This window comes from Tateyamaria sp. syn59 (assembly GCF_007995245.1).
Classification (GTDB): domain Bacteria; phylum Pseudomonadota; class Alphaproteobacteria; order Rhodobacterales; family Rhodobacteraceae; genus Tateyamaria.
Map to the genome: position 1 here is coordinate 35,810 of NZ_VCBA01000015.1, position 23,029 is coordinate 58,838.

Sequence of the window (23,029 nt, forward strand, 5' to 3'; positions counted from 1 at the left end):
GCTATGTGGTCAGGGAATAAGGCGCTGCACAAGTCCCACGACGCGCTTCACCGTCGGGTTATCAAAAAGCCGCGGACTGAAATAGGCGCCCGCAGCCCGCTTGTTGACCTCACCGATGGTTGGGTAAGGCGACACCATCGCCGCGACCTGGCTCATCTTCATGTTGTTGGCGATGACCAGCGACCAGAGATTGATCAACTCGCCCGCCTGATGGCCGGCGATGGACACGCCCACGGGCCGCCCTTTGACCACCATCACCTTGATCAGCCCGTCCGTCTTGCGCTCTGCGATGGCGCGGTCGTTGTGGTTGTAGTGAAAGCGCACAACCTCCAGCTTGTCGCCGTGCTGCTCTTTGGCTTGCGCTTCGGTCAGGCCCACCTGCGCCAGTTCGGGGTCAGTGTACGTCGCCCACGGGATATGCGCGGTCTTCGTCTTTGCTGGCAGGGCAAACAGAAGCGACCGGATGATAACCCCAGCATGATACCCCGCGACATGGGTGAATTGCAGGCCACCGGCCACATCACCCACGGCATAGACACGGCGGTTCGTCGTACGCAGGCTGTCGTCGACCTTGACGCCCGTCTTCGTCGTCTCGATGCCAGCAGCACTAAGGTTCAGCTTGTCGGTGTTCGACTTGCGGCCCACAGCCACCAAAAGATGCGAGCCGTCAAAACGACGTCCATCTTTTGTATGAACCGTGACCGAACCATCTGCACCTTCGATTTTCTCGGCCAAGGCGCCTTCGACAATCTCGATCCCCTCGCGGCGCAGGTTGGTCAGCACCACCTCGGCCATCTCGGAGTCATCCTTGCCCAGCGCCTTGTCGCCTTCGATTACTGTCACCTTTGAGCCAAGCCGCCGATGCGCTTGCGCCATCTCCATGCCGATGGGGCCACCGCCAATGATGAGCAGGTGATCCGGGCGCTCACGTAGCTCCCACAGCGTCTCGTTCGTCAGGTACGGTACAGTATCAATGCCGTCGATAGGCGGCACAAACGGGCTCGACCCCGTCGCAATCACCACGCGCCGGGCCTTGATGACGGTATCTCCCGCCTGCACCTCGGTGTCAGAGATGAAATGCCCAAACTCGCGAATGACCTGCACGCCCAAGGTCTCGAACCGCTCCTGGCTGTCCACGGGTTCTATTTGCGCAATCACCTGCGCCACGTGATCCTTAGCCGCCGCGTAGTCCACCTGCGGGGCGGCATTGGCCACGCCGTATTCAGCACTATGCGTCTGGCCATAGGCCGCCTTGCCGCTGGCAATCAGCGCTTTCGAAGGCACGCACCCATAGTTCAGGCAGTCGCCGCCCATCTTGTGCCCTTCGAGCAGGACAACCTTGGCGCCCATCTGCACGGCACCGGCTGCAACGGACAGGCCACCTGACCCGGCACCGATGACCAGGATGTCGGTCTTGATACGTTTCATTGGAATTACAGACCTTTCTTGCCTGTCACTGCCTTGACCACCACCGGCAGCAGGGACAGCGCCGCCAGCCCGAGGATAGGCAGCAGAACATGCGGTTCAAAGATGATGCCGAGATTTGGCGTCTCGCCGCGGGCGAACACTTCGCCAAGCCCTGCGCCGACCGACGTATATACAACAGAGCCCGGAATGATGCCGAGGAAGGTCGAGATGACGTAGCGGTGCAACGGAACCTGCATGAAAGCGGGCACAAGGTTGGCGACAAAGAAGGGCACGACCGGGACGAGCCGAATGACAAACAGCATGGACCACTGGTTTTCGTCGATGCCGTCTTTGATCTTCTTGATCGTGCCCTTGGACGCTTCCATGCGCTGGCCCAACGTCTCGCCAAACCCATGTCGGGCGGCAAGGAAGATGATAGTCGCTCCAACGGTCGCGGCAGTGACGGTAAAAACCGATCCGAACACGGTGCCGAACAAGAAGCCTCCGGTCAGCGTCGCGATACTGGCGCCCGGCAAGGAAAAACCAACGATCAGAACGTAGACGGCGACATAGACCAGCGCCGTCAGCACATAGTTCGCGTTGCGAAAGTCAATCAAAGCCTCGCGATTGTCCGCCAAAGTCTGAAAGCTCAGATAATCGCGCAGGGTAAAGGCGCCTACGGCGGCCACGATCAGGATGGCGATCAGCGGCAGGTTGCGCATCAGGCCGGATTTCCGGGGTTGGCTTGTATCAGTCATGCCGTATCCTTTGATCGCACCGCATGACAGCGGCACATGTTGGGCGGGTTGTGACCTGAAAATGCGCCTGCCGCACGTCGCAAAACAGGGTGTTCACGGCGCGTTGAACGGTTACCCCCCGTTCCGTGAGGTTTTTTCGATCCAATACGCCCCATTGAAACATACCAACCGGCCCAGGCGCCGATTTGTTGCAAGGATGCCGAATTTCCGTGTCCAAAGGGTTTACTTGGATACCTCTCCGCTTTAGAGGACAGACTTCGAATACCGCCCTGTCCCGAATCCGCGGGTGCAAGGGCCAACAGATCCGGAGCCAATGCGATGAAACGCACCTATCAACCTTCGAACCTCGTGCGCAAACGCCGTCACGGTTTCCGTGCCCGCATGGCAACCAAGGCTGGCCGCAAGATCCTCAACGCCCGCCGTGCCCGCGGCCGGAAGTCGCTGAGCGCGTGAGCTTTCCCCGAAAGGGATGACAATGACCCCGCCGGAGGCCGCTTTGCCCAGCTTCGACGCTGGCAAAGACATGCCGCCGGCGGGGCTTTTGCGTTTTGAGGTTCTGAAAAAACGCGCCGATTTCCTGCGCGCGTCCCGTGGGCGCCGCGTGGTGATGCCCGGCTTCATCCTTCAGGCACGCAGCCGCGATGACGATGGTCCCATCCGCGTCGGCTTTACCTGCTCCAAAAAGGTCGGCAACGCCGTCGCCCGCAACCACGCCAAACGCCGCCTGCGCGAAGTGGCCCGTCACGTCCTCACGCGCCACGGCAAACCCGCCACCGACTACGTCTTCGTGGGCCGCGCCGAGGTCACCGCCACCCGCTCCTTCGCGGAACTGATCGCAGACTGCACCGCCGCGCTGGCACGTCTCCCATGACGCCAATCGCCTTCATCGTATCCCTGCCCGTCCGCGCGTACCGCCTCATCTTTTCCCCTTGGGTCGGTTTCAACTGCCGCTACCAGCCGACCTGCAGCGCCTATGCAATGGAGGCGCTGGAGAAACATGGCGCGATCAAAGGCACATGGCTCGCCGCCCGCCGCATCGCCCGCTGCCACCCCTGGGGCAGCAGCGGCTATGACCCGGTGCCGGGATGCAAATGCGAACGGGACGATCCCTAGTGGATCACTCTGTGGACAAAGTGATCACCGCTCTTTCTCAAATGTGATGATCACGTCCCCGATATCCACACCTGCGCGTTTCATGTAAGCGCGGTTCAGCAATCGGTCGTCACTCAGCAACCACATCCAGTCGTCAAAGGTCACGCGCAGGGTCCCATCCGGCACCGGCAGATCAATGGTGTATTGCCAGTTGAACGTGTCGCCCTTCTCCTGCCCCGTAGCCACGCCAATCACCCCCGGCGCCGTCCCCTGCCAACTGTCAGGCCCGGTCTTGGTGAGGGTCCACACCCGCCGCTCGGTGCTCTGATCCTCGTAGACAAAATCCTCGACCAGCGTCAGCGTCTCGCCATCCCACGTACCCTCAATATCCACGGTAAAGCGACGGCGCACCGTGCCAAACAAGTCTTGAAACTGCCCATAGGCCGTCAACCGCCCGTCAAAAAACTCCTCTAGATTCAACTGACGATCCGACAGCACCTCATCATCCGGCGACGGCTTGCCGGTGCAAGCACCAAGGACAAACAGCCCCAAAACCAAGATCATCCACCGCATCGTATGCCCTTTCGTGCTTTGCATAGGATACGGCGCACGCACTCTTTTGGTTCACGCCGCCCTTGGTGTAAGAAAGCGCGATCCCAGCCCTCAAGGTGGCCCATGCTTGACGACAGTGACGACATCCACCCGCTCTTTGCCGGTGCGCCCACGACCACCGAATTCAAGAAGCTGCGCAAGCGCATCGTCCGCTACACGCGCGAGGCGGTCGAGCAATACGGCATGATCGAACCGGGCGGCAAATGGCTCGTCTGCCTGTCGGGGGGAAAGGACAGCTACACCCTGCTCGCAGTGCTCCACGAACTGAAATGGCGCGGCCTTCTGCCGGTCGACATCCTGGCCTGCAACCTCGACCAGGGCCAACCCGGCTTTCCCGCGACAGTCCTGCCCGAATTCCTTGAACGCATGCAGGTCCCCCACCGGATCGAATACCAGGACACCTATTCCATCGTCGTCGACAAGGTCCCACAGGGGCGCACCTACTGCGCGCTGTGCTCGCGGCTTCGACGCGGCAACCTCTACCGCATCGCGCGCGAGGAAGGGTGCACTGCGGTCGTTCTGGGCCACCACCGCGACGACATACTCGAAACATTCTTCATGAACCTCTTCCACGGCGGAAGACTGGCCACGATGCCCCCGAAGCTCGTGAACGAGGAAGGAGACCTGTTCGTCTACCGCCCCCTCGCCCATGTGGCCGAAGCCGATTGCGAAAAATTCGCCCGGTCCATGAACTACCCGATCATCCCCTGCGACCTTTGCGGCAGCCAGGACGGGCTGCAACGGCAACAAGTCAAACAGATCCTCGACGGATGGGAAGCCAACAGCCCCGGACGGCGGCAAGTGATGTTCCGCGCCCTTATGAATGCGCGGCCCTCGCACCTTCTCGACCCCAAACTGTTCGACTTTGCGGGCCTTGTCCGCGGTTCTGAACAATTTGAGGTAAAAAAAGAGAACATTCCCGATTTGCGTTAAGCGCTGACTCACTTTGACGCCCTACCCCTTGCATGGCCCGGTGATGCGTCAGGGCACGTCGGAAGAGGGGTCAAAAATGCAGTTCGGTGCGCGAGAAAAACTCAAAAACCTGCGCCAAGGGGCAGTTGCGGTGCTGACAGGCCCACAAATGCTGGCCTTTTTACCAGCACTGATGCTCGCCGCCTATTGGCTGGGCGGAGAGGTAGCGCTGACCGCCGTGGCGATTGCCGTGCCCCTGGCCTGGCTGGGCTTCGGCGGGATCGACGACCTGATACGGCAACGTATGGCGCGCGAATTGCAGCCCGGGGTCGTCTCCCAGGATGCTTTCGGGGACAAGATTGACACAACCAGACAGGATGCACCCGCCGCCGACCGAAACAGCGCCATCTTTTCAATCGAACTGGATGAACATACCACACTCGCTGACCGGTTCGAACCAGCAGCCATAGACCGCATTCTCAAGGCGGTAGCGGATCGGCTGGTCGCAACCATGCGCGACAATGATACTCTATGCCAAACGGGGGATTTTCGCTTTTCGCTCTGCCTCGGCCAAGTGCAACATCTCGATCTGGAAAGCTGCATCCAGCTGTCGGGCCGCTACCAGCAAGCGATCGAGGAACCGATCGCCATCGACGGGACGACGATCTACGTGTCCGTAAGCGTCGGGTTTTGCCTGTTGAACCGCGCGCCCGGCGATACGGGGCGCGATTGGCTCAACGGATCGCTCGCCGCTTTGACCGAAGCGCAACGGCGCGGTCCATCCTCTGTGCGCGCCTATTCCACCGAACTGCACTCACGGCTCAAAAATCGCGCGCACTTGCGCGACGAAGTCGCCGCCGCGCTCGAACGCGGGCACATTCAACCGTGGTTTCAGCCCCAGATTTCGACCGATACCGGCAAGGTCGCCGGGTTTGAGGCGCTGGCCCGCTGGATCCATCCCGACCGCGGCGCCATCTCTCCAGCCGAATTCCTGCCCGCAATTGAAGATGCGGGCCTCCTTGAACGGCTGGCCGAAATCATGATCTATCACAGCTTCACCGCGCTCAAGGCATGGGATTCCGCTGGTCTGCGCGTGCCGCATGTCGGTGTAAACTTCAGCGGCTCGGAGCTTAACAATCCCAAACTGGTCGACAAGGTGCGTTGGGAACTCGACCGCTTTGACCTGACACCCGACCGCCTTGCCGTAGAAGTCCTGGAAACGGTCGTGACCGACACGACCGACGACACGATCACACGCAACATCAACGCGCTGACAAAACTGGGCTGCCGGATCGACCTCGATGACTTCGGGACGGGTCATGCCTCGATCTCGTCCATCCGCCGGTTCGGTGTCGGCCGGATCAAGATCGACCGCTCTTTTGTCATGAAGGCGGACCGCGACCCGGAACAACAGCGAATGATCAGCGCCGTGCTCACCATGGCAGAGCGGATGAATATCGAAACCCTTGCCGAAGGGGTTGAAACCGTGGGCGAACATGCGCTGCTGGCGCAACTGGGTTGTGACTACGTACAGGGCTTCGGCATCGCGCGGCCCATGCCGTTCGAAAAGACTCTCGATTGGGTGCGCGCGCACGAAGCAAAGCTCAAGGACGCGCCCTCGCTTCCGGTACGACGCACAAACTGACCCGCCTGACTTTGCCGATGTGCATGGCCGCGCAAATGCGCAGGCGACCTCTGTCCTGATCGTGAAGCCGCATTGGCCGGAGCGGCCCATGCAACACCCGAATCCGCTTGACCTTTGCCCCTGCACTCTGTTGAACCCGTGCAACGTTTCAGACAGCAGGTGGCAGTCCCCGATGGACGATCAGAACAAGAACCTCATTCTTGCAACGGCGCTCAGTTTCCTTGTCATTCTGGTGTGGTTCGTGGTCTTTCCGCCGCCCGAACCCGACGTACCGCTCGACGCGCCAGCGCCCACAACAGCGCAAACCGAAGACGCCGGAGCCGTGCCGGCGGCCCCCCCTGCACCGGGTGCCGTGCAACCCTCCTCGGACGCAGCAACCGAAACCGCGGACGCCCCGCGCATCCAGATCGAGACGGACCGCGTTTTGGGCTCCATCTCGCTGCTCGGTGGTCGCATCGACGATCTGCAACTCAAGGACTACCGCATCAGCCAGGAGCCCGGCGCCGACATCGTGACAATGCTGGCGCCCGTCGGTTCCACCGATGCCTATTACGCGGTCTACGGCTGGGCACCTGGCGGGGGCCTCGACGCCGACGCCGTACCCGGTCCGAACACAGAATGGACTCTGTCCGCTGGCGACACGCTCGGCGTTGGCTCACCTGTGACGCTGTCGTGGGACAACGGCGCCGGTCTGCTCTTTGAGCGAGAGATCAGCATTGACGAAAACTACATGTTCGGCATCACCCAGTCGGTGACCAACAACGGCAACGCTGCCGTCCGCGCCGCGCCTTACGGGATGCTGACCCGTCACGGCGAGCCGTCTGACCTCAGGAACTTCTTCATTCTGCATGAAGGCGCTGTGGCGATGGCCGATGGCGAGTTGGCGGAAACAAACTGGGACGAAATTCCCGAAGCGTCCGTTGACCCCGCCTGGGGCCGCCCCGCCATCGTCACCGAAGGCGTGACCGAGGGATGGGTTGGTTTCACCGACCACTATTGGCAGTCGATCCTGATTCCCACAGGCGTGCAAAGCTTTGACCAGGCGCTGACCTACGCACCGCGCAGCGACGTCTATCGCGCCATCACCCGTCTGCCCGCACAGGACGTGGCCGTCGGCGCGACCGTCGCGATCCAGACGCAGCTCTTTGCGGGCGCAAAGGAATGGGAAGCCATCCGAGAATACCAGGCCGCCGGGGTTGAAGGCTTCATCGACAGCATCGACTGGGGCTGGTTCTTCTTTCTGACCAAACCGATCTTCTGGCTGCTGCACGAATTGAACCTGCTGATCGGCAACATGGGCTGGGCCATCATCGGCCTCACGCTCATCATCAAGGCCGTGCTCGTCCCGCTCGCCTACAAATCCTACGTCTCCATGGCAAAGATGAAGGAACTGCAGCCGCAGATGGAGGAGCTGAAAGAGCGCGCAGGCGACGACAAGCAGAAGCTCCAGCAAGGCATGATGGAGCTTTACAAGAAGGAAAAGGTGAACCCCGCGGCGGGCTGCCTGCCCATCCTTCTGCAGATCCCGATCTTCTTCTCGCTCTACAAGGTGATCTTCGTCACGATCGAGCTGCGGCACGCGCCCTTCTTCGGTCCCTTCCAGGACCTCAGCGCGCCCGACCCCACCTCGATCATCAACCTCTTCGGCCTCCTGCCGAACGAGGCACCCGATCCGACCAGCATCATGGCGCTTATATTCATCGGCATCCTGCCGATCCTCCTGGGCATCTCCATGTGGCTGCAACAAAAGCTGAACCCGGCGCCCACCGACCCCACGCAACAGATGATCTTTGCCTGGATGCCCTGGGTCTTCATGTTCATGCTGGGCGGTTTTGCCAGCGGCCTCGTCGTCTACTGGATCGCCAACAACGTGATCACGTTCACCCAGCAATACCTGATCATGCGCAGCCAGGGCTACAAACCCGACCTTATGGGCAACATCACCAGCGGCTTCAAAAAGAAGCAGGCCGAGGACGCCAAGAAGTGACGGCCACCCTCGCCCATATCTGGCGGCACCCGATCAAGGGGATCGGGTCCGAAGCCTGTGAGCGCGCTGACCTGACCCCGGATCAGGCCGTTGTGGGTGATCGGGCATGGGCGCTCCTCAACGCGGAGGCCGAAGATACAGACGCCTGGCAACCGCGGCGCAACTTCCTGCAAGTGGCCTCCGGTCCGGCCCTCGCGGCTGTCGGCGCAGTGTCCACGGCGGACGGCGTGCTGCTCACGCACCCCGACCGCGACGCACTGGACTTCAAACCCGAAACCGACCCAACAGCCCTCGGCACATGGGTCGGCGACCTCTGGCCCGCGGGCCGCCCCGGCCCCGCCCGACTGGTCAAATCCCCAACCCAAGGCATGACGGATGTCGAGTTTGCCTCCGTCTCCATCGGCAACCTGTCGTCGCTCCGCGCGCTCAGCCAAAAGGCAGGCATGCACATCGACATGCGCCGCTTCCGCATCAACCTCTGGCTCGACGGCCTCGCCCCGTGGGAAGAGATTGACCTGCTCAGCCGCGACATCACCCTCGGCGGCGCGACGCTCTCGCCGGTCGAACCCATCGAACGCTGCCGCGCACCGGATGCAAACCCGCAAAACGGCCAGCGCGACATCGGTATGCTCCGCACGCTCGAAGACGGCTGGGACACGCGCAATTTCGGCGTCTACTTCAAGGTCAAGTCGGGTGGCACCGTCGCCGTCGGCGATACAGTGCAATGATGCTGCCCTTCCCTATTGCCGAAGCGCCTGATCCGCAAACCGCCGAACAGGGCCGTCTCCTCTTCGCGGGCGAGACCGAGTTCGTCAAAGGGGTCGTTGCCATGTCTGGCCTGCCCCCCGCCGACCGGATGGAGGTCTGCTTTGCCGGGCGCTCCAACGTCGGCAAATCCTCCCTTATCAACGCGCTCACCGGGCGCAAAGGGCTCGCCCGCGCCTCCAACACCCCAGGCCGCACGCAGGAGATTAACTACTTCACCGCAGGCGACGATCACTACCTCGTCGACCTTCCCGGCTACGGCTACGCAAATGCCCCCCTGCCAGTAGTCGAAAAATGGCAGCGCCTGCTGAAACAGTACTTGTCCGGCCGCCAAACCCTGCGCCGCGCCTTTGTCCTGATCGACGCCCGCCACGGGATCAAAAAGGTGGATGAGGATATCCTCAAGCTCCTCGACACCTCCGCCGTCACCTTCCAATGCGTGCTGACCAAGGCGGACAAGGTCAAGGCCAAGGACCGCGAAGCGATACTAACACAGGTCCGACAAGCGCTCTCCAAACACCCCGCCGCCTTTCCCGAAATTGTGCTGACCAGCAGTGAAAAGGGCGACGGCATCGAAACCCTCCGCGCCATCATCGCCACGCTCGAATAGCGGACCTACCGCGCCACGCGGTCCCCTCCCCATGGGGGAGGGTCAGGGAGGGGGCAGGACATGTCTTGCGCGCCAGCGCGCAATTCCGGATAAGCGGCGAAACCGCCAAGGCCGCAACAAGATGAAGACCCAAAACATGAACCGCGATTGGATCGGCACTGCCCGCACGCTCAGCCAGGCCCTGCCCTACATGCAGCGCTACACCGGCGCGACCGTCGTCATAAAACTGGGCGGCCACGCCATGGGCTCGGATGAGGCGATGGAGAGCTTTGCGAGTGACGTCGTCCTGATGCGGCAGGTGGGTGTGAACCCGGTCATCGTCCACGGCGGCGGCCCGATGATCAACGACATGCTCAAACGGCTCGACATCCAATCAGACTTCGTGAACGGCAAGCGGGTCACCGACGCCGCCACCATGGAAGTCGTCGAAATGGTGCTGTCCGGCGTCGTCAACAAACGGATCGTTCAAGCCATCAACCGCGCCGGGGGCAAGGCGGTGGGCCTCTCGGGCAAGGACGCCAATCTGATCACCTGCGACCAGACGGACGCCGCCCTCGGCCTCGTCGGCACACCGGCGCAGATGGACCCAACGATCCTGTCGACGCTCTTCGAACGCGCCATGATCCCGGTCATCGCCCCCTTGGGCGCAGGCAAGAACGGCGAAACCTTCAACATCAACGGCGACACCGCCGCCGGTGCGATAGCGGGCGCGCTCAAGGCCGACCGCCTCCTCCTGCTCACCGATGTCTCCGGCGTCAAAAACGCCGAAGGTGAAGTCGTCACAGAACTCACCGCCGACCAGATCCGCGACCTGACCGCCAACGGCACCATCGCAGGCGGCATGATCCCCAAGACAGAAACGGCCCTAGACGCCATCGCGAGCGGCGTGCGTGCGGTTGTCATCCTCGACGGACGGGCGCCAAATGCCTGTCTTCTCGAACTTTTCACCGACCACGGCGCAGGTTCCATCATCCGGCCCCGCTGACACAAACGTGTCCGCGCGCCGCATTGCGTGACAGGTGCGACGCGGTAGATATGGGGCATGGAAAACGAAACCCTGATCCGTTTTGGCGTCTTTCTCGGCCTTTTCGCGCTCTTTGCGTTGGTCGAAACGCTTCTGCCGCGCCGCCAACGGACCCAGACGCGCAAACAGCGCTGGGTGACGAATTGGGGCATCACCATCGCCAACACATTGACGGTCCGGGCCATGGCCTTCCTGCTCCCGGTCCTCGCCGTGGGTGCGGCAATTGATGCCAGCAATCAGGGCTGGGGCCTTTTCAACGCGCTCACCCTGCCCGTCTGGATCGAGATCATCGCCGCGATCCTGATCCTGGATTTCATCATCTGGGCGCAGCACCTGATCACGCACAAGGTCCCGCTGCTCTGGCGCCTGCACCGCGTTCATCATGCCGACGTGGACATGGACGTGACCACCGCCATCCGCTTTCACCCGATTGAGATTGGCCTGTCGATGCTGATCAAGATCGGCGCCGTCTACCTGCTGGGCCCCGCCGCCCTCGCCGTGATCCTGTTCGAGATCATTCTGAACGGCACCGCCATGTTCAACCACGCCAACATCCGCCTGCCCCTCTGGCTCGACGCCATCGTGCGGCGCGTGATGGTCACACCCGACATGCACCGCGTGCACCACTCGGTCCACCGGCACGAGCATGACAGCAACTACGGCTTTTCCCTGTCGATCTGGGACCGCATGTTCGGCACCTATATCGCGCAGCCCGAGGCCGGGCATGACGACATGCAGGTGGGTCTCGAATGGCAAGACGACCGCCCGGCCAAACTCGGCTGGTCCCTCGCCCTCCCCTTCGCCCGGAAATGACACTTCAGGCTGTGGCAGCCGCGGTGAAGCCCCATGGCCTCATGGTTATGGGCCACAGCGGCCATCGCATCCTCATCGGCACCGACGCGGGCTGGTGGCACGTCTTCAAGCAAAGCCCCGAATACCTGAACAAGGTACAGGACCCCGTCGACACATGGTCCAAACGCATCATGGGTGGCATCGCTACAGAGTTGGGCGCCAAAGCCCACTACCCCTCCGATGGCCCACCCTACGCCCCCTTCATCGCATGGGCGCTGGAAACCGGCCGTTTCTGGCAAAGCCCGACCGGCATGATGATCCACGAAAAAGCCGGTTTAATGATTTCTTTACGTTGTGCGCTTGAATTCATTGAGGAATTTCAATCTGTCCCCGCGGGGACAAATCCATGCGACACTTGCAACACCAAACCCTGCATCTCCGCCTGTCCCGTAGACGCCCTGTCAGACGCCCACTTCTACGACGTCCCAGCCTGTAAGGCGTATCTCGATACGCCATCCGGCACGAACTGCATGACAAGCGGCTGCCTCGCCCGCCGCGCCTGCCCGGTCAGCCAGTCTTTCGCCCGACCCGAGGCGCAATCGGCATTCCACATGCGGGCCTTCGTCGGATGACCCGCACACTCATCCTGATGCGCCACGCGAAGTCCAGTTGGGACCATCCCGACCTCACTGACCACGACCGGCCCCTCAATGACAGGGGCACCGCATCGGCCAAGGCCATGGGACAATGGCTGCGGGACAACGGACACCTGCCGGACGCTGCCATCAGTTCCAGCAGCGAGCGAACAGGGCAGACCTTTCTGGGTCTTGGCCTAAACATCCCCATCACCTTCACGCGCGCGCTCTACCACGCCGGACCGGAGGTGATGATGGAGGTCCTGCAAGGGCAAAGCGCGGAAACGGTTCTGATGCTCGGGCACAATCCGGGGATTGCAGACTTTGCCGACCGCCTTGTCGCCCAACCGCCAACGCATCCCCGATTTGCGGACTACCCGACCTGCGCGACGACGGTGATCCGCTTTGATGCAGGCGCCTGGTACGACATCGGCTGGCGCGAGGGCCAGCCGATTGATTTCGCGATACCGCGAGAGGTGATGGGGTAAGGCGGATCCTGATCCGCCTTACGAGTCAGTGCCCCAGGATCTGGCTGAGGAACAGCTGCGTACGGGGGCTTTTCGGATTGTTGAAGAACTCTTCGGGCTCATTCTGTTCCACGATCTGGCCCTCATCCATAAAGATCACGCGGTTCGCCACCTGACGGGCAAAGCCCATCTCGTGCGTCACGCAAAGCATGGTCATGCCTTCCTCGGCGAGCTCAACCATGGTGTCGAGCACCTCCTTGATCATCTCGGGGTCAAGCGCGGAGGTCGGTTCGTCAAACAGCATGATCCGCGGACGCATACAAAGCGACCGGGCAATGGCCACACGCTGCTGCTGACCGCCCGAGAGCTGGCCGGGATACTTATCGGCCTGATCGGGGATCTTCACCTTTTCCAGGAAGTGCATCGCGATCTCTTCAGCTTCTTTCTTGGGCGTCTTACGCACCCAGATTGGGGCCAGCGTGCAGTTCTCGAGGATCGACAGGTGCGGGAACAGGTTAAAGTGCTGGAAGCACATGCCAACCTCGGACCGGATCTTGTCGATGTTCTTGAGGTCCGACGACAGCACCGTACCATCCACAGTGATCGTGCCCTGCTGGTGCTCTTCCAGCGCGTTGATGCAGCGGATCAACGTGGACTTGCCTGAGCCGGAAGGCCCCGCAATCACGATACGCTCGCCGCGATAGACGGTCAGGTCGATGTCGCGCAGCACGTGGAAGGTGCCGTACCACTTGTTCATCTTGTCAATGGAGACGGCGACTTCGTCCGACACTTTGGCCGCAACATGCGGCAGGTCGCTTTCGGGCAGGGTTGTTGTTGTATCAGTCATTTTTACCCACTCCTTAACGGTGGTCAGTCGCAAGCTGGCGTTCCAGCCATTGCGAGTATTGCGAGATGCCGTAGCAGACGACGAAGAACAGGAGCGAGGCAAAGCCCAGCAGCTCCCAGTAGACGCCGTTCCACTCCTGCGCGGACAGGATCGGTCCGCGGATCATGCCGACGAGGTCGAACATCGAGATGACCGACACCAGCGTCGTGTCCTTGAACAGGCCCACGGCCACGTTCACGATCCCGGGAATCGAGATCTTGAGCGCTTGCGGCAGGATGATCAGACGCATGGCCTGCGGATAGTCGAGGCCCAGGCTGTCCGCCGCCTCATACTGCCCGCGCGGCAGGGCAGCGAGGCCACCCCGGATCACCTCGGCGATATAGGCGGCCGAGAACATGGTGATCATGATCACCACGCGCAGGAACAGGTCCACATTGCTGTCCGGCGGGAAGAAATAGGCCAGCATCACCGACGCCACGAAGAGCAAAGTGATGAGGGGCACGCCCCGCACGAACTCGATGAAGACCACGCAGATCCACTTGATGATCGGCATGTCCGACTGACGGCCCAGCGCCAGCACGATGCCCAAGGGGATGGACAGCGAAACGCAGGTCACCCCCAGCATCATGTTCAGCATAAAGCCACCAAGGTCACGGCTGGGCACGTAAGGCAGCAGCGCGTTCGCATTCGCGTTATCCGGAATGAGCCAGCCCCCAATCGTCCAGACGAGGATCGCGGAGATCACGGCGCCAAAGAAACCCGCACCAAAGCTGGAGGTGCTGAGCTTTTGGAACACGAAGTAGCCCGCCACGAAACCGGCAAGCCCCAGGATCGGTGTCAAAATCGTGCCGCCCCAGATCAGCCAAAAGGCCACGAAGGGATAGAGCGCCGTGATGATCAGCAGCTTGCGGGGCAGCGTGTAGATCAGCACCGGCAGGGCCGCCACCAGCAGCAAGACGAGGGCAAGGTTCGGGCGCCAGTATTCTGCCGCCGGGTACTTGAAGCCATAAAGCAGCTGGTTGACCCGCTCGGTCAGAACCGAGAAACAGCCGCCGCGCACGCCGTCGAGGACTTCTCGGCACTCTGCGAGGCTGCTTGTCGTCCAGACACCGTTGAATATCCACGGCAGGGACGCGGCCAGAATGGCGTAGATCGCATAGAGCGACAGAAGTGTCAGCACCGTGCCCCAGACGCCGTTAAAGAGGTTGCTGCGCAGCCAGCCGACCAGTCCGACCTCGGATGCAGGTGGTGGCGATGGAGGCAATTGCGTGTCGCGCACGAAGGCGACGGTTTGTGCGTGTGTGTCGCTCATCTCACCGCTCCTTCAGCTTAACGGAGTTGTTGTACACGTTCATCACCGCCGAAATCGCGAGCGAGATCGTGAGGTAGAACAGCATCAACAAGAGGACGCATTCGATGGCGCGCCCCGTCTGGTTCAGCGTGATGCCCCCCAGCGTGCCGGTGATGTCCATGTAGCCCACGGCGATCGCGAGCGACGAGTTCTTGGTGATGTTCAGATATTGCGAAATCAGCGGCGGGATGATGACCCGCAAGGCTTGCGGCAAGATCACAAGGTTCATGATCCGACCAGGCCGCAGTCCAAGCGAGGCTGCGGCCTCGCTCTGCCCCTTGTTGATCGCCTGAATACCTGCACGCACGTTTTCGGCGATGAAAGCGCCGGTGTAGATCGCGAGCGCGAACCAGAGGGCAATCAGCGATCCGCGAATGGTCAGGCCACCGCCGAAGTTGAACCCACGCAGTGCGGGAATGTCCCAGCTGAGGCCCATGATCGTCAGCAAGACGATCAGCGGCACGAACCAGATGGCCAGCGTGATATACCAGGTTGTCGGGCGCTCACCCGTCAGTTCCTGTTTGGCATTGGCCCATGCGCCCAGTGCCTTGGCCCCGAAGAAGGAGCCGACCAGCCCCAGGACGATCAGCAGCCACCCCATGGCTGCAGAGCCGAAGAGCGGATTGCCGAGGATGGGCGCAGGTACATAGACGCCGCGATTGGTGAAGGCGAAAAGACCCAGTAACATGGTGGCGTCAGGCTCATCCCCGCGGAAGGCGCGGGGTGCGGGCATGACGGCCGTCATGATGGTGAAGATGATGATGATCCAGATCAGGACCGGCACGTTGCGGAACGCCTCGACATAGGCCGACATCAGCTTGGAGACGAGCCAGTTGTTGGACAGGCGCAGCACCCCGGCGATCACGCCCAGCACCGTTGCCGTCACACAGGCCAGAAAGGCCACAAGCAGCGTGTTCAGCACGCCGACAACCGTAGCCCGCCAATGGGTCATCTGGCTGTCGTATTCGATCAGGCGCTGGTTGATGTCGTAGCCCGCAGGCTCACCCAGGAATGCCCAGCTTAGGAACAGGCCCTGGTCGCGCAGGTTCGCGAACATGTTGCTCATCAGGTACGCGATGGCCATCACAAGTGCCAAAAGCGCAATGAATTGGAATGTATAAGATCTGTAACGCGTGTCGTTCAAAAGCATCGACAGGCGGAACGACTCCTGAGGAGGGTCGGTCATCGTGGTCATGGAGAGGGTCCCCGTGGTTCCGACCCTTGGTTTTTGTCGCGCCGTGGCGCCGGGCCGGGTTTTCAGAAGTTGGCTGTTCTGAAGGCAGTCCTGCCGCTGTTTTCAGCGATCTTGTGCCCCAGAAGCATGAGGGGCGCAGGATGATCCTGCGCCCCTCGGCTTGGTATCTTAGCGGAAGGGCGGGCTGTAGAGCAGGCCGCCTTCGGTCCACTGAGCGTTCAGGCCACGGGCCAGACCGATCGGAGTGGATTCGCCGATGTTCTTCTCGAAGATCTCGCCGTAGTTGCCGCCAGCGGTGATCGCTTTGGCAGCCCAGTCAGCGTCGAGGCCCAGCATCTCACCCAGCGTGCCCTCGGTGCCGAGGATACGGTTAATCTCCGGGTTGTTGGTGCCAGCCGACATCTCGGAGATGTTTGCCGAGGTGATGCCCAGCTCTTCTGCCGAGATCAGCGCGTTGAGGGTCCAGCGAACCACATCGCCCCACTCGTTGTCGCCGTGACGGACCAGCGGGCCCAGCGGCTCTTTCGAGATGATTTCGGGCAGCAGGACGTGATCGTTCGGTGCCTCGAATGCGGCACGTGTGGCGGCCAGACCGGAGGCGTCCGTGGTGTAGACGTCGCAGGCACCGGCAAGGTACTGCTGCTGCGCTTCGGCGTTGGTTTCGATCGGAACGGGCTCGTAGCTGATGCCGTTGACGCGGAAGAAGTCCGCAAGGTTCAGCTCGGTCGTGGTGCCGGTCTGGATGCAGACGGTTGCGCCGTCCAGTTCCTTGGCCGACGAGACGCCCAGATCCTTGGGCACCATGAAGCCTTGGCCGTCATAGTAGTTCACGCCGACGAAGGTGAACTTCAGGTCCACGTCGCGCGAGAAGGTCCATGTGGTGTTACGGGCCAGCATGTCGATCTCACCCGAGGCCAGCGCGGTAAAGCGCGTTTTGCCTGTTGTGGGGACGAACTCGACCGCTGTTGCGTCGCCCAGAACGGCAGCAGCGACAGCGCGGCAGACAGCCACGTCAAAGCCCTGCCATTCGCCGTTGGCGTCAGGTGTCGCAAAGCCCACGAGCCCGGTAGCAACGCCGCAGTTCAGCGTGCCGCGTGCTTTCACGTCATCGAGCGTGCCAGCGGCCGCAGCGCCGGCGGCAAGGCCAGCGGCGGTCAGCGCGCCAAAGATTACGGTTTTTTTCATTTTTACCTCTTCCTGATTTTCCGTCGCGTTTGGACGGTTCGATCGGCATGGCCTGAGCATTCACACCTCGCCGAAGACGATCCGGTAGGGGTTATCCCCAGCCGATGGCCCATAGTGTGCGGGGATTCATCGCGAAACGTCAAGGGCGGCATCATCAAAAACGATGCATATTTGTGCGCTTTTCGCGGTACAGACTTGACGTTGGGTCAGGTCAATTTCGACGCATCAAAAAAGGCTTTTGCGTGCAAAAATGACCCTTCTTTGATCTTGGCGACCTCCTGAGCCTCCTCGTCCTCGCCCCATTGCTCTTCCTGCCAGGTTTCATCCAGCCGAGACACTGCCCAAATTGTGAGCGGCGGGTGCAGGTCTTGGGCGGCGGCGAAACCGAGGATCAGCGATCCAGACAGGCTGACAAGGTCGTGGAAGGCGGCCAGTTCGAAATGCGACATCGCATGGACCGGTGCCGCGAGGGCTGCAAGCGCGTCCGCGTCCTGTGATTCGTGCATCAGACCCGTGCGCGGCATCAGGCGTGCGCCAAACGTCGCGTCGGCCCAATCAAGGTACGGATTCCATTGCGCTGCCTGACGATCCACAAGCGCCTGCGGGGCGTCCGCCCGGTAGCACAGCAGATCCGCATCGCCATAGGCGGCCAGCATGTCCGCTACTTCGGCGTGCTGCACCGCGACCTTGTCGATGGCTGCGTTTGCACTGCGGGTGAAGGGCATCGACAGTGGGTTGACCACCTCGTCCTGGGCGTCCCATTCGGCCGCAATCGCTTCGGCCATGCGTACCGTCGGAAGGGTCAGCGCCGCCTTGGCCGGTGTCTTGACCGCACGGCCATCCAGCTCGACAGTCCAACCACCCTGGACCTGCTCGGGCGCGGCTGCTTTCCAGAACCGTTTCTGCTTCCACTCACTCATGTCATTCCACCCATAGTGCGCCCAGAGCGTCATCAAGGTCATCAAAACTATTCAAGACCGTCCGCGCACCGTTCAGTCGCGACGGCGGGTGATAGCCCCAGCTTACGCCGATAAATGGCATGCGCGCCGCCTCTGCCATGTCGGCATCAAAGCTGGTGTCGCCGATCATCACGGCATCCGCGGCGTACACCCCAGCCTCGTCCATAGCGGCGTGCAACATGGACGGGTGCGGCTTTGACGGATGGAAGTCAGCCACCTGCCGGGTGACAAAGGCACCGCCCAGCCCATGCGCGTCGATCAGACCATCGAGCCCGCGCTTAGACTTGCCCGTCGCGATGCCCAAGAGGATGTCGTCGCGCCCGTTCAACCGGTCCAGCGCCGCACGCGCACCGGGATAGAGAGGCGAGGACGCCGCCCCCTTGGTCATGCGCAGATCGGCATAGCTGTCCTTGTAGACCGCAACCATCCTGTCGTGATCGGCCTCCGGCGCAAGGGTCCGCATGGCCACAGGCAAAGACAGGCCAACAATGCTCAGAATATCCTGCCGCGTCGGTGCGGGCATCTCCACCGCGCCAAAGGCCGCTGCCATGCTGGCGACAATGTCAGCCTGACTGTCGACCAGCGTGCCATCCACGTCGAAAACGACCAGCCTCATTCAAAGCGCCTCAAACGGGTCGTCCGCGGCGAGGTCTTCGGTCCAGCCGAACGTGTCCCAGCTTTGCTTCATATGGTCGGGCAGTTCTGCTGTCACGGTGATGACCTTGCGCGTCTCTGGCTGTTCGAACCGCATCATGCGCGCGTGCAGGTGCAGCTTTTGCGAGATGATGCCACCGACCTTAGCGCCCCAGCCGTCGCCGAGATTTTCCTGGCTCGATCCGCCATATTTGCCATCGCCCACGATTGGGTGCCCGATCTCGGCCATGTGGGCGCGCAGCTGGTGGGTGCGGCCCGTGATCGGCTCCATCGCGACCCATGCGGCGCGCGAGGCGACACGGTAGAGCGTTGCATACATCGTATGCGCCCGTTTTGCGCCCGGTGTTCCATCAATATCGCGCGGATGTAAGGCGATCATCTTTTCGCCCTCGCCCCCACGGCCCCGTCCGGGGGCCTTGACCAGACCGTATTTGATCTCGCCCAGATACGGCGTCGGCACACCCGCGACGAGCGCCCAGTAGATCTTGCGCGTGTCGTGGTGGCGCATGGCGGCTGTCAGCGACTTGGCCGCGAGGCGCGTGCGTGCCAGCAGCAGGACGCCCGAGGTGTCCTTGTCCAGCCGATGCACCAGGCGCGGCTTTTCGTCGGCCTCAAAGGTCAGCGCCTCGGCCAGCCCGTCGACATGCTTGGTTTGGCCGGAGCCGCCTTGGGTAGGCAGGCCCGACGGCTTGTTGATCGCGATGACCTGATCGTCCTTGTAGATCACGCAGTCGCGGATCATCTTGGCGTCTTTGTCGGAAATGCGGGCTTTCTGGATCATGGGCGCGGGTCGGTCAGGCAGCGGCGGGATACGCACCTGCTGGCCTTCCTCGACACGAGTCGAGGATTTGACGCGGCCCCCATCGACCCGGCATTCACCCTTGCGGCACATCTTTTCGATCATGCCCTGGCTGACCTGCGGAAAGCGGCGCTTCATCCAGCGGTCGAGGCGCTGATCGCCTTCGCCTGGTTCGACGGTCACGGTCTGAACACCACTCATGCGAGGAGCCCACGTGCGATGAGCAGCCCCACCGCGAGAGCGCCGACAGACAGGCCGACGGAGAGCGCAATGTAGAGCGCGGCAGAGGCCGTTTCCCCTCGCTCGATCAGCGTCATGGTCTCAAGGCTAAAAGCGCTGAACGTGGTGAACCCGCCCAACACACCGGTCATCACGAAAGGCGACAGATACGTCAGCCCCTTCTGCGCTGCGGCCACAACAAAGACGCCCATCAGGAACGAGCCCACGACATTGACCGTGATGACCGCCAGCGGAAAGTCGGACGGCCCCAACGCGCGCAGCATCGCCACGCCCGTCAGCCAGCGCAGCGACGCGCCGATCGCCCCGCCAAGGGCCACGAGAGAGAGGGTTGAAAACATGGCCGGTCTGTCGTCGCTCAGCCGCAAAGAGTCAAGCCGCGCTAGCTGTTCCGCTTGGCCCGCAGCTTGGCAAAATAGTCGACCCGCTTGCGCAGCTCGCGCTCGAAACCGCGCTCGACCGGTTGGTAGAGGTCGGGCCGCTCCATCCCGTCGGGAAAGTAGTTGGCCCCTGAAAACCCATCCTCGGCATCGTGGTCATAGGCATAGTCCTTGCCATATCCCTGATCCTTCATCAGCGATGTGGGCGCGTTCAGGATGTGCTTGGGCGGCAGGTGCGATCCGGTCTGTTTGGCGGCCCTGCGCGCGCCCTTGTAAGCCACATAAGTCGCGTTCGATTTCGGCGCGAGGGCAAGGTAGACAAGCGCCTGCGCCAGAGCGAGTTCGCCCTCGGGCGAGCCCAGCCGTTCATATGTTTCCCACGCCTGCAAGCACACCGCCTGCGCCTGCGGGTCGGCGAGGCCGATGTCCTCAACCGACATGCGCGTGATGCGGCGGGCAAGAAAGCGAGGGTCTTCTCCGCCCTCCAGCATCCGCGCAAACCAGTAGAGCGACGCATCGGGATCAGACCCCCGCACCGATTTGTGCAGAGCCGAGATCAGGTTGTAATGCGCATCGCCTGATTTGTCGTATTGTGCGGCCCGGCGCATCAGGCGGGTGGCCAGCGCATCCTTGTCCAGCTTGCCCTCAACCGTCCAGGCGGTGACCTGTTCGATCAGGTTCAGCAGCGCACGCCCGTCGCCGTCCGCCATTTCCAGCAGTGCCTCGCGGGCGGGGCCATCCAGCGGCAGGGCCTTGTCCAACTCCTGTTCGGCCCGTTGGGCCAGCAATTCGAGGTCCTTTAGGTCAAGCCGTTCCAGCACCAGCACTTGCGCGCGGCTGAGCACAGCGGCGTTCAACTCGAAGCTCGGGTTCTCGGTCGTGGCCCCCACCAGCAGGATCGTCCCGTCCTCCATATGCGGTAGGAACCCGTCCTGCTGCGCCTTGTTGAAGCGGTGGATCTCGTCAACGAACAGGAGCGTGCCCTGCCCGTTCTGCCGCCGGATCTTAGCCGCCTCGAACACTTTCTTGAGGTCCGGGACACCTGTGAATATCGCCGAGATCTGGACGAAATGCAGGTCTGTCTCATGCGCAAGCAGCCGGGCGATGGTCGTTTTGCCCACGCCGGGCGGGCCCCAGAAGATCAGCGAGGACAACGCGCCGGAGGACAGCATGACGGTCAGCGGTGCCTCCGGGCCCAGCACCTGCGCCTGCCCAATGACCTCCGACAGCTTTTTCGGGCGCAACCGGTCTGCAAGGGGGCGCGGCCCGGTATCGGGCGCGGGCGGCGCTGATCCGAAAAGGTCGGTCACGTCAGAACCGCAACACGATACGGCTGTTGCCGCGGATGGCGCGCACGGTTGTACCGCGCCGGGCCTCGGAAAGGATCGCCGCCGCCTGCGCGGGCGTATCCACATCCTGTCGGTCGATGCGCTGCAAGACATCGCCGCGCCGCAGGCCCACGCGGCGGCCAATTGGCCCTTCGTCCAAAACGACGACCCCTTCGGCGGCAATAGGCAGGTTCAACTCCGCGAGCAACGCGGGGTTGATGCGTGCAAGGGTCAGGCCGGGCAGACTGCTGTCTTCGGGCAGCACGGTCTCGTCCCGAGGCGGATCGTCGGGCGGTGGGATCAGGGCGACGGTCAGGTCCTCCTCTTCACCGCCCCTCAGCCGGGTCATGGTGGCACTGTCCTGATCGCTGGCAACGCTCATGCGGAATAGCATCTCACCCGGGCTGCCCACCGGCGCGCCATCGACGGAGAGAACCACGTCGCCCACTTCGAAACCAGCATCCGCCAGAGGGCTCGCAGGATGCAGTCCAGCCAGCATGATGCCACCGGGACGGTCACGGCCAAGCGTTTCCGCCAGATCCGCATCCACCGCCTGCCCGGTCGCCCCGGCCCAGGGCCGGACAAACCGGTCGTTCCCATCGCGCGCCTGTTTGACAAACGCCGCGACCAGATCAGCGGGGATGGCAAAGCCGATCCCGTTCGAGCCACCCGAGCGGCTCAGGATACGGGTATTGATGCCCAGCAGATCGCCCCGCATGTCCACCAGCGCTCCACCCGAGTTGCCCGGATTGATTGGCGCGTCGGTTTGGATGAAGTATCCGGCCCCGCGTCCGTTCGACCCACCCGACCGGGCAAGGCCCGAGACGATGCCGGACGACACGGTCTGCCCGACGCCAAAGGGGTTGCCGATGGCGAGTGTCAGTTCGCCGACCTCGACCGTCTCACTGTCGCGCAGGGCTAGGAAAGGCAGATCGCTGACGTCATCGATTTTGAGGATCGCCAGATCACTCTCCTGATCACCCAGCAGCACCCGCGCGTCATATTCCCGGCCATCATTCAGCACGATCCGGATGTCGGTCGCCTGCCCCACCACATGGTAGTTGGACACGACAATCCCGTCGTCACTCAGGATCACACCGGAGCCGAGCGAGTTCTGCACACGCGGTTGCGGCTGACCAAAGCCTTCAAACAGACGCTCAAAGAACGGATCGTCCATGAATGGCGTCCGCGCGCGGGCCTGCGTGACGAAGCGGACATAGATGTTCACGACCGCTGGCGCCGTTTCTCGCACCAACGGCGCAAAGCTGAGGGTAATCTCGGACTGGCTTTGCGGCACGCGAGTCTCAGCATTGGCCACCAGGGGAAGACAGCAGAGAAGGAGGGGGATCAGAAACTTCATTGTTCCAAAAATATGCAAATCCAGCGCG

At 62.1% G+C, this 23,029-nt stretch carries 25 protein-coding genes; 12 read left to right on the forward strand and 13 right to left on the reverse strand.

What is annotated here, in order from left to right:
• Positions 1–9: 9 nt before the first annotated feature.
• Together FD715_RS19530 and FD715_RS19535 are read right to left on the reverse strand one after the other, a co-directional pair.
• On the reverse strand, positions 10–1,428 hold the full coding sequence (locus FD715_RS19530) for an NAD(P)/FAD-dependent oxidoreductase (RefSeq protein WP_147114008.1): 1,419 nt from the start codon (positions 1,426–1,428) through the stop codon (positions 10–12).
• Positions 1,429–1,433: 5 nt separating this feature from the next.
• Positions 1,434–2,165 carry a TVP38/TMEM64 family protein gene (locus FD715_RS19535; RefSeq protein ID WP_147114011.1) on the reverse strand — a complete coding sequence of 244 codons (732 nt, stop codon included), beginning with the start codon at positions 2,163–2,165 and terminating at the stop codon, positions 1,434–1,436.
• Between the two features lie 318 nt (positions 2,166–2,483).
• On the opposite strand from FD715_RS19535, the gene rpmH reads away from it, so the two are divergent.
• From rpmH to yidD, 3 genes are read left to right on the forward strand one after another with little or no spacing between them, the layout of a single operon-like run.
• Positions 2,484–2,618, forward strand: coding sequence for a 50S ribosomal protein L34 (gene rpmH / locus FD715_RS19540; protein WP_005980833.1), 135 nt, complete (start codon positions 2,484–2,486; stop codon positions 2,616–2,618).
• A gap of 22 nt (positions 2,619–2,640) precedes the next feature.
• Entirely contained in the window at positions 2,641–3,036 is a 396-nt protein-coding gene (gene rnpA, locus FD715_RS19545; RefSeq protein ID WP_147114014.1) for a ribonuclease P protein component, read from the forward strand.
• Complete coding sequence (yidD, locus tag FD715_RS19550; protein WP_147114016.1) at positions 3,033–3,278, forward strand: membrane protein insertion efficiency factor YidD; 246 nt, start codon at positions 3,033–3,035, stop codon at positions 3,276–3,278. The genes rnpA and yidD overlap by 4 nt, the downstream gene beginning before the upstream one ends.
• Positions 3,279–3,302: 24 nt before the next feature.
• Here yidD and FD715_RS19555 read toward each other — a convergent pair whose 3' ends face one another.
• Positions 3,303–3,830 (reverse strand): DUF3833 domain-containing protein, encoded by a 528-nt coding sequence (locus tag FD715_RS19555; protein ID WP_147114020.1) that lies wholly within the window; start codon positions 3,828–3,830, stop codon positions 3,303–3,305.
• A gap of 102 nt (positions 3,831–3,932) precedes the next feature.
• Between FD715_RS19555 and ttcA the strand changes: the two genes are divergently transcribed.
• From ttcA to FD715_RS19600, 9 genes are all read left to right on the forward strand, one after another.
• On the forward strand, positions 3,933–4,802 hold the full coding sequence (ttcA, locus tag FD715_RS19560; RefSeq protein WP_147114023.1) for a tRNA 2-thiocytidine(32) synthetase TtcA: 870 nt from the start codon (positions 3,933–3,935) through the stop codon (positions 4,800–4,802).
• A gap of 76 nt (positions 4,803–4,878) precedes the next feature.
• On the forward strand, positions 4,879–6,426 hold the full coding sequence (locus FD715_RS19565) for a bifunctional diguanylate cyclase/phosphodiesterase (protein ID WP_223274989.1): 1,548 nt from the start codon (positions 4,879–4,881) through the stop codon (positions 6,424–6,426).
• A 172-nt stretch (positions 6,427–6,598) separates the two neighbouring features.
• Positions 6,599–8,413 (forward strand): membrane protein insertase YidC, encoded by a 1,815-nt coding sequence (gene yidC, locus FD715_RS19570; RefSeq protein WP_147114026.1) that lies wholly within the window; start codon positions 6,599–6,601, stop codon positions 8,411–8,413.
• Positions 8,410–9,141, forward strand: a complete 732-nt coding sequence (locus FD715_RS19575) for an MOSC domain-containing protein (protein WP_189799562.1) — start codon at positions 8,410–8,412, stop codon at positions 9,139–9,141. Before yidC ends, FD715_RS19575 begins: the two co-directional genes overlap by 4 nt.
• Positions 9,138–9,788, forward strand: a complete 651-nt coding sequence (yihA, locus tag FD715_RS19580) for a ribosome biogenesis GTP-binding protein YihA/YsxC (RefSeq protein ID WP_147114032.1) — start codon at positions 9,138–9,140, stop codon at positions 9,786–9,788. The genes FD715_RS19575 and yihA overlap by 4 nt, the downstream gene beginning before the upstream one ends.
• A 121-nt stretch (positions 9,789–9,909) precedes the next feature.
• Positions 9,910–10,773, forward strand: a complete 864-nt coding sequence (gene argB / locus FD715_RS19585; RefSeq protein WP_147114035.1) for an acetylglutamate kinase — start codon at positions 9,910–9,912, stop codon at positions 10,771–10,773.
• A 57-nt stretch (positions 10,774–10,830) separates the two neighbouring features.
• Positions 10,831–11,625, forward strand: a complete 795-nt coding sequence (locus tag FD715_RS19590) for a sterol desaturase family protein (protein WP_147114037.1) — start codon at positions 10,831–10,833, stop codon at positions 11,623–11,625.
• The gene (locus FD715_RS19595) at positions 11,622–12,236 is read left to right on the forward strand and encodes a ferredoxin (RefSeq protein ID WP_147114040.1); all 615 of its coding nucleotides are present in this window, start codon (positions 11,622–11,624) and stop codon (positions 12,234–12,236) included. Before FD715_RS19590 ends, FD715_RS19595 begins: the two co-directional genes overlap by 4 nt.
• Complete coding sequence (locus tag FD715_RS19600; protein ID WP_147114043.1) at positions 12,233–12,727, forward strand: histidine phosphatase family protein; 495 nt, start codon at positions 12,233–12,235, stop codon at positions 12,725–12,727. The genes FD715_RS19595 and FD715_RS19600 overlap by 4 nt, the downstream gene beginning before the upstream one ends.
• A 25-nt stretch (positions 12,728–12,752) precedes the next feature.
• Here the strand turns inward: FD715_RS19600 and FD715_RS19605 are convergent, their stop codons facing one another.
• From FD715_RS19605 to FD715_RS19650, 10 genes are all read right to left on the reverse strand, one after another.
• Entirely contained in the window at positions 12,753–13,553 is an 801-nt protein-coding gene (locus FD715_RS19605) for an amino acid ABC transporter ATP-binding protein (RefSeq protein ID WP_147114046.1), read from the reverse strand.
• Between the two features lie 13 nt (positions 13,554–13,566).
• Positions 13,567–14,865: an amino acid ABC transporter permease gene (locus FD715_RS19610; protein WP_147114049.1), complete on the reverse strand. Its 1,299-nt coding sequence runs from the start codon at positions 14,863–14,865 to the stop codon at positions 13,567–13,569.
• A gap of 1 nt (position 14,866) precedes the next feature.
• Positions 14,867–16,099 (reverse strand): amino acid ABC transporter permease, encoded by a 1,233-nt coding sequence (locus FD715_RS19615; protein WP_147114051.1) that lies wholly within the window; start codon positions 16,097–16,099, stop codon positions 14,867–14,869.
• 168 nt (positions 16,100–16,267) lie between these two features.
• Positions 16,268–17,284, reverse strand: a complete 1,017-nt coding sequence (locus FD715_RS19620) for an amino acid ABC transporter substrate-binding protein (protein ID WP_147114054.1) — start codon at positions 17,282–17,284, stop codon at positions 16,268–16,270.
• Between the two features lie 206 nt (positions 17,285–17,490).
• A complete protein-coding gene (locus FD715_RS19625; protein ID WP_147114057.1) occupies positions 17,491–18,204 on the reverse strand; it encodes an ATP12 family chaperone protein in 714 nt (237 codons plus the stop codon).
• A gap of 1 nt (position 18,205) precedes the next feature.
• The gene (locus FD715_RS19630; RefSeq protein WP_147114060.1) at positions 18,206–18,859 is read right to left on the reverse strand and encodes an HAD-IA family hydrolase; all 654 of its coding nucleotides are present in this window, start codon (positions 18,857–18,859) and stop codon (positions 18,206–18,208) included.
• On the reverse strand, positions 18,860–19,897 hold the full coding sequence (locus tag FD715_RS19635) for an RluA family pseudouridine synthase (protein WP_147114063.1): 1,038 nt from the start codon (positions 19,895–19,897) through the stop codon (positions 18,860–18,862).
• Positions 19,894–20,274, reverse strand: coding sequence for a fluoride efflux transporter CrcB (gene crcB / locus FD715_RS19640; protein ID WP_147114066.1), 381 nt, complete (start codon positions 20,272–20,274; stop codon positions 19,894–19,896). Before crcB ends, FD715_RS19635 begins: the two co-directional genes overlap by 4 nt.
• Before the next feature lie 41 nt (positions 20,275–20,315).
• On the reverse strand, positions 20,316–21,623 hold the full coding sequence (locus FD715_RS19645; RefSeq protein ID WP_147114069.1) for a replication-associated recombination protein A: 1,308 nt from the start codon (positions 21,621–21,623) through the stop codon (positions 20,316–20,318).
• Position 21,624: 1 nt separating this feature from the next.
• Positions 21,625–23,001 (reverse strand): trypsin-like peptidase domain-containing protein, encoded by a 1,377-nt coding sequence (locus tag FD715_RS19650; protein ID WP_147114072.1) that lies wholly within the window; start codon positions 22,999–23,001, stop codon positions 21,625–21,627.
• Positions 23,002–23,029: the final 28 nt, after the last annotated feature.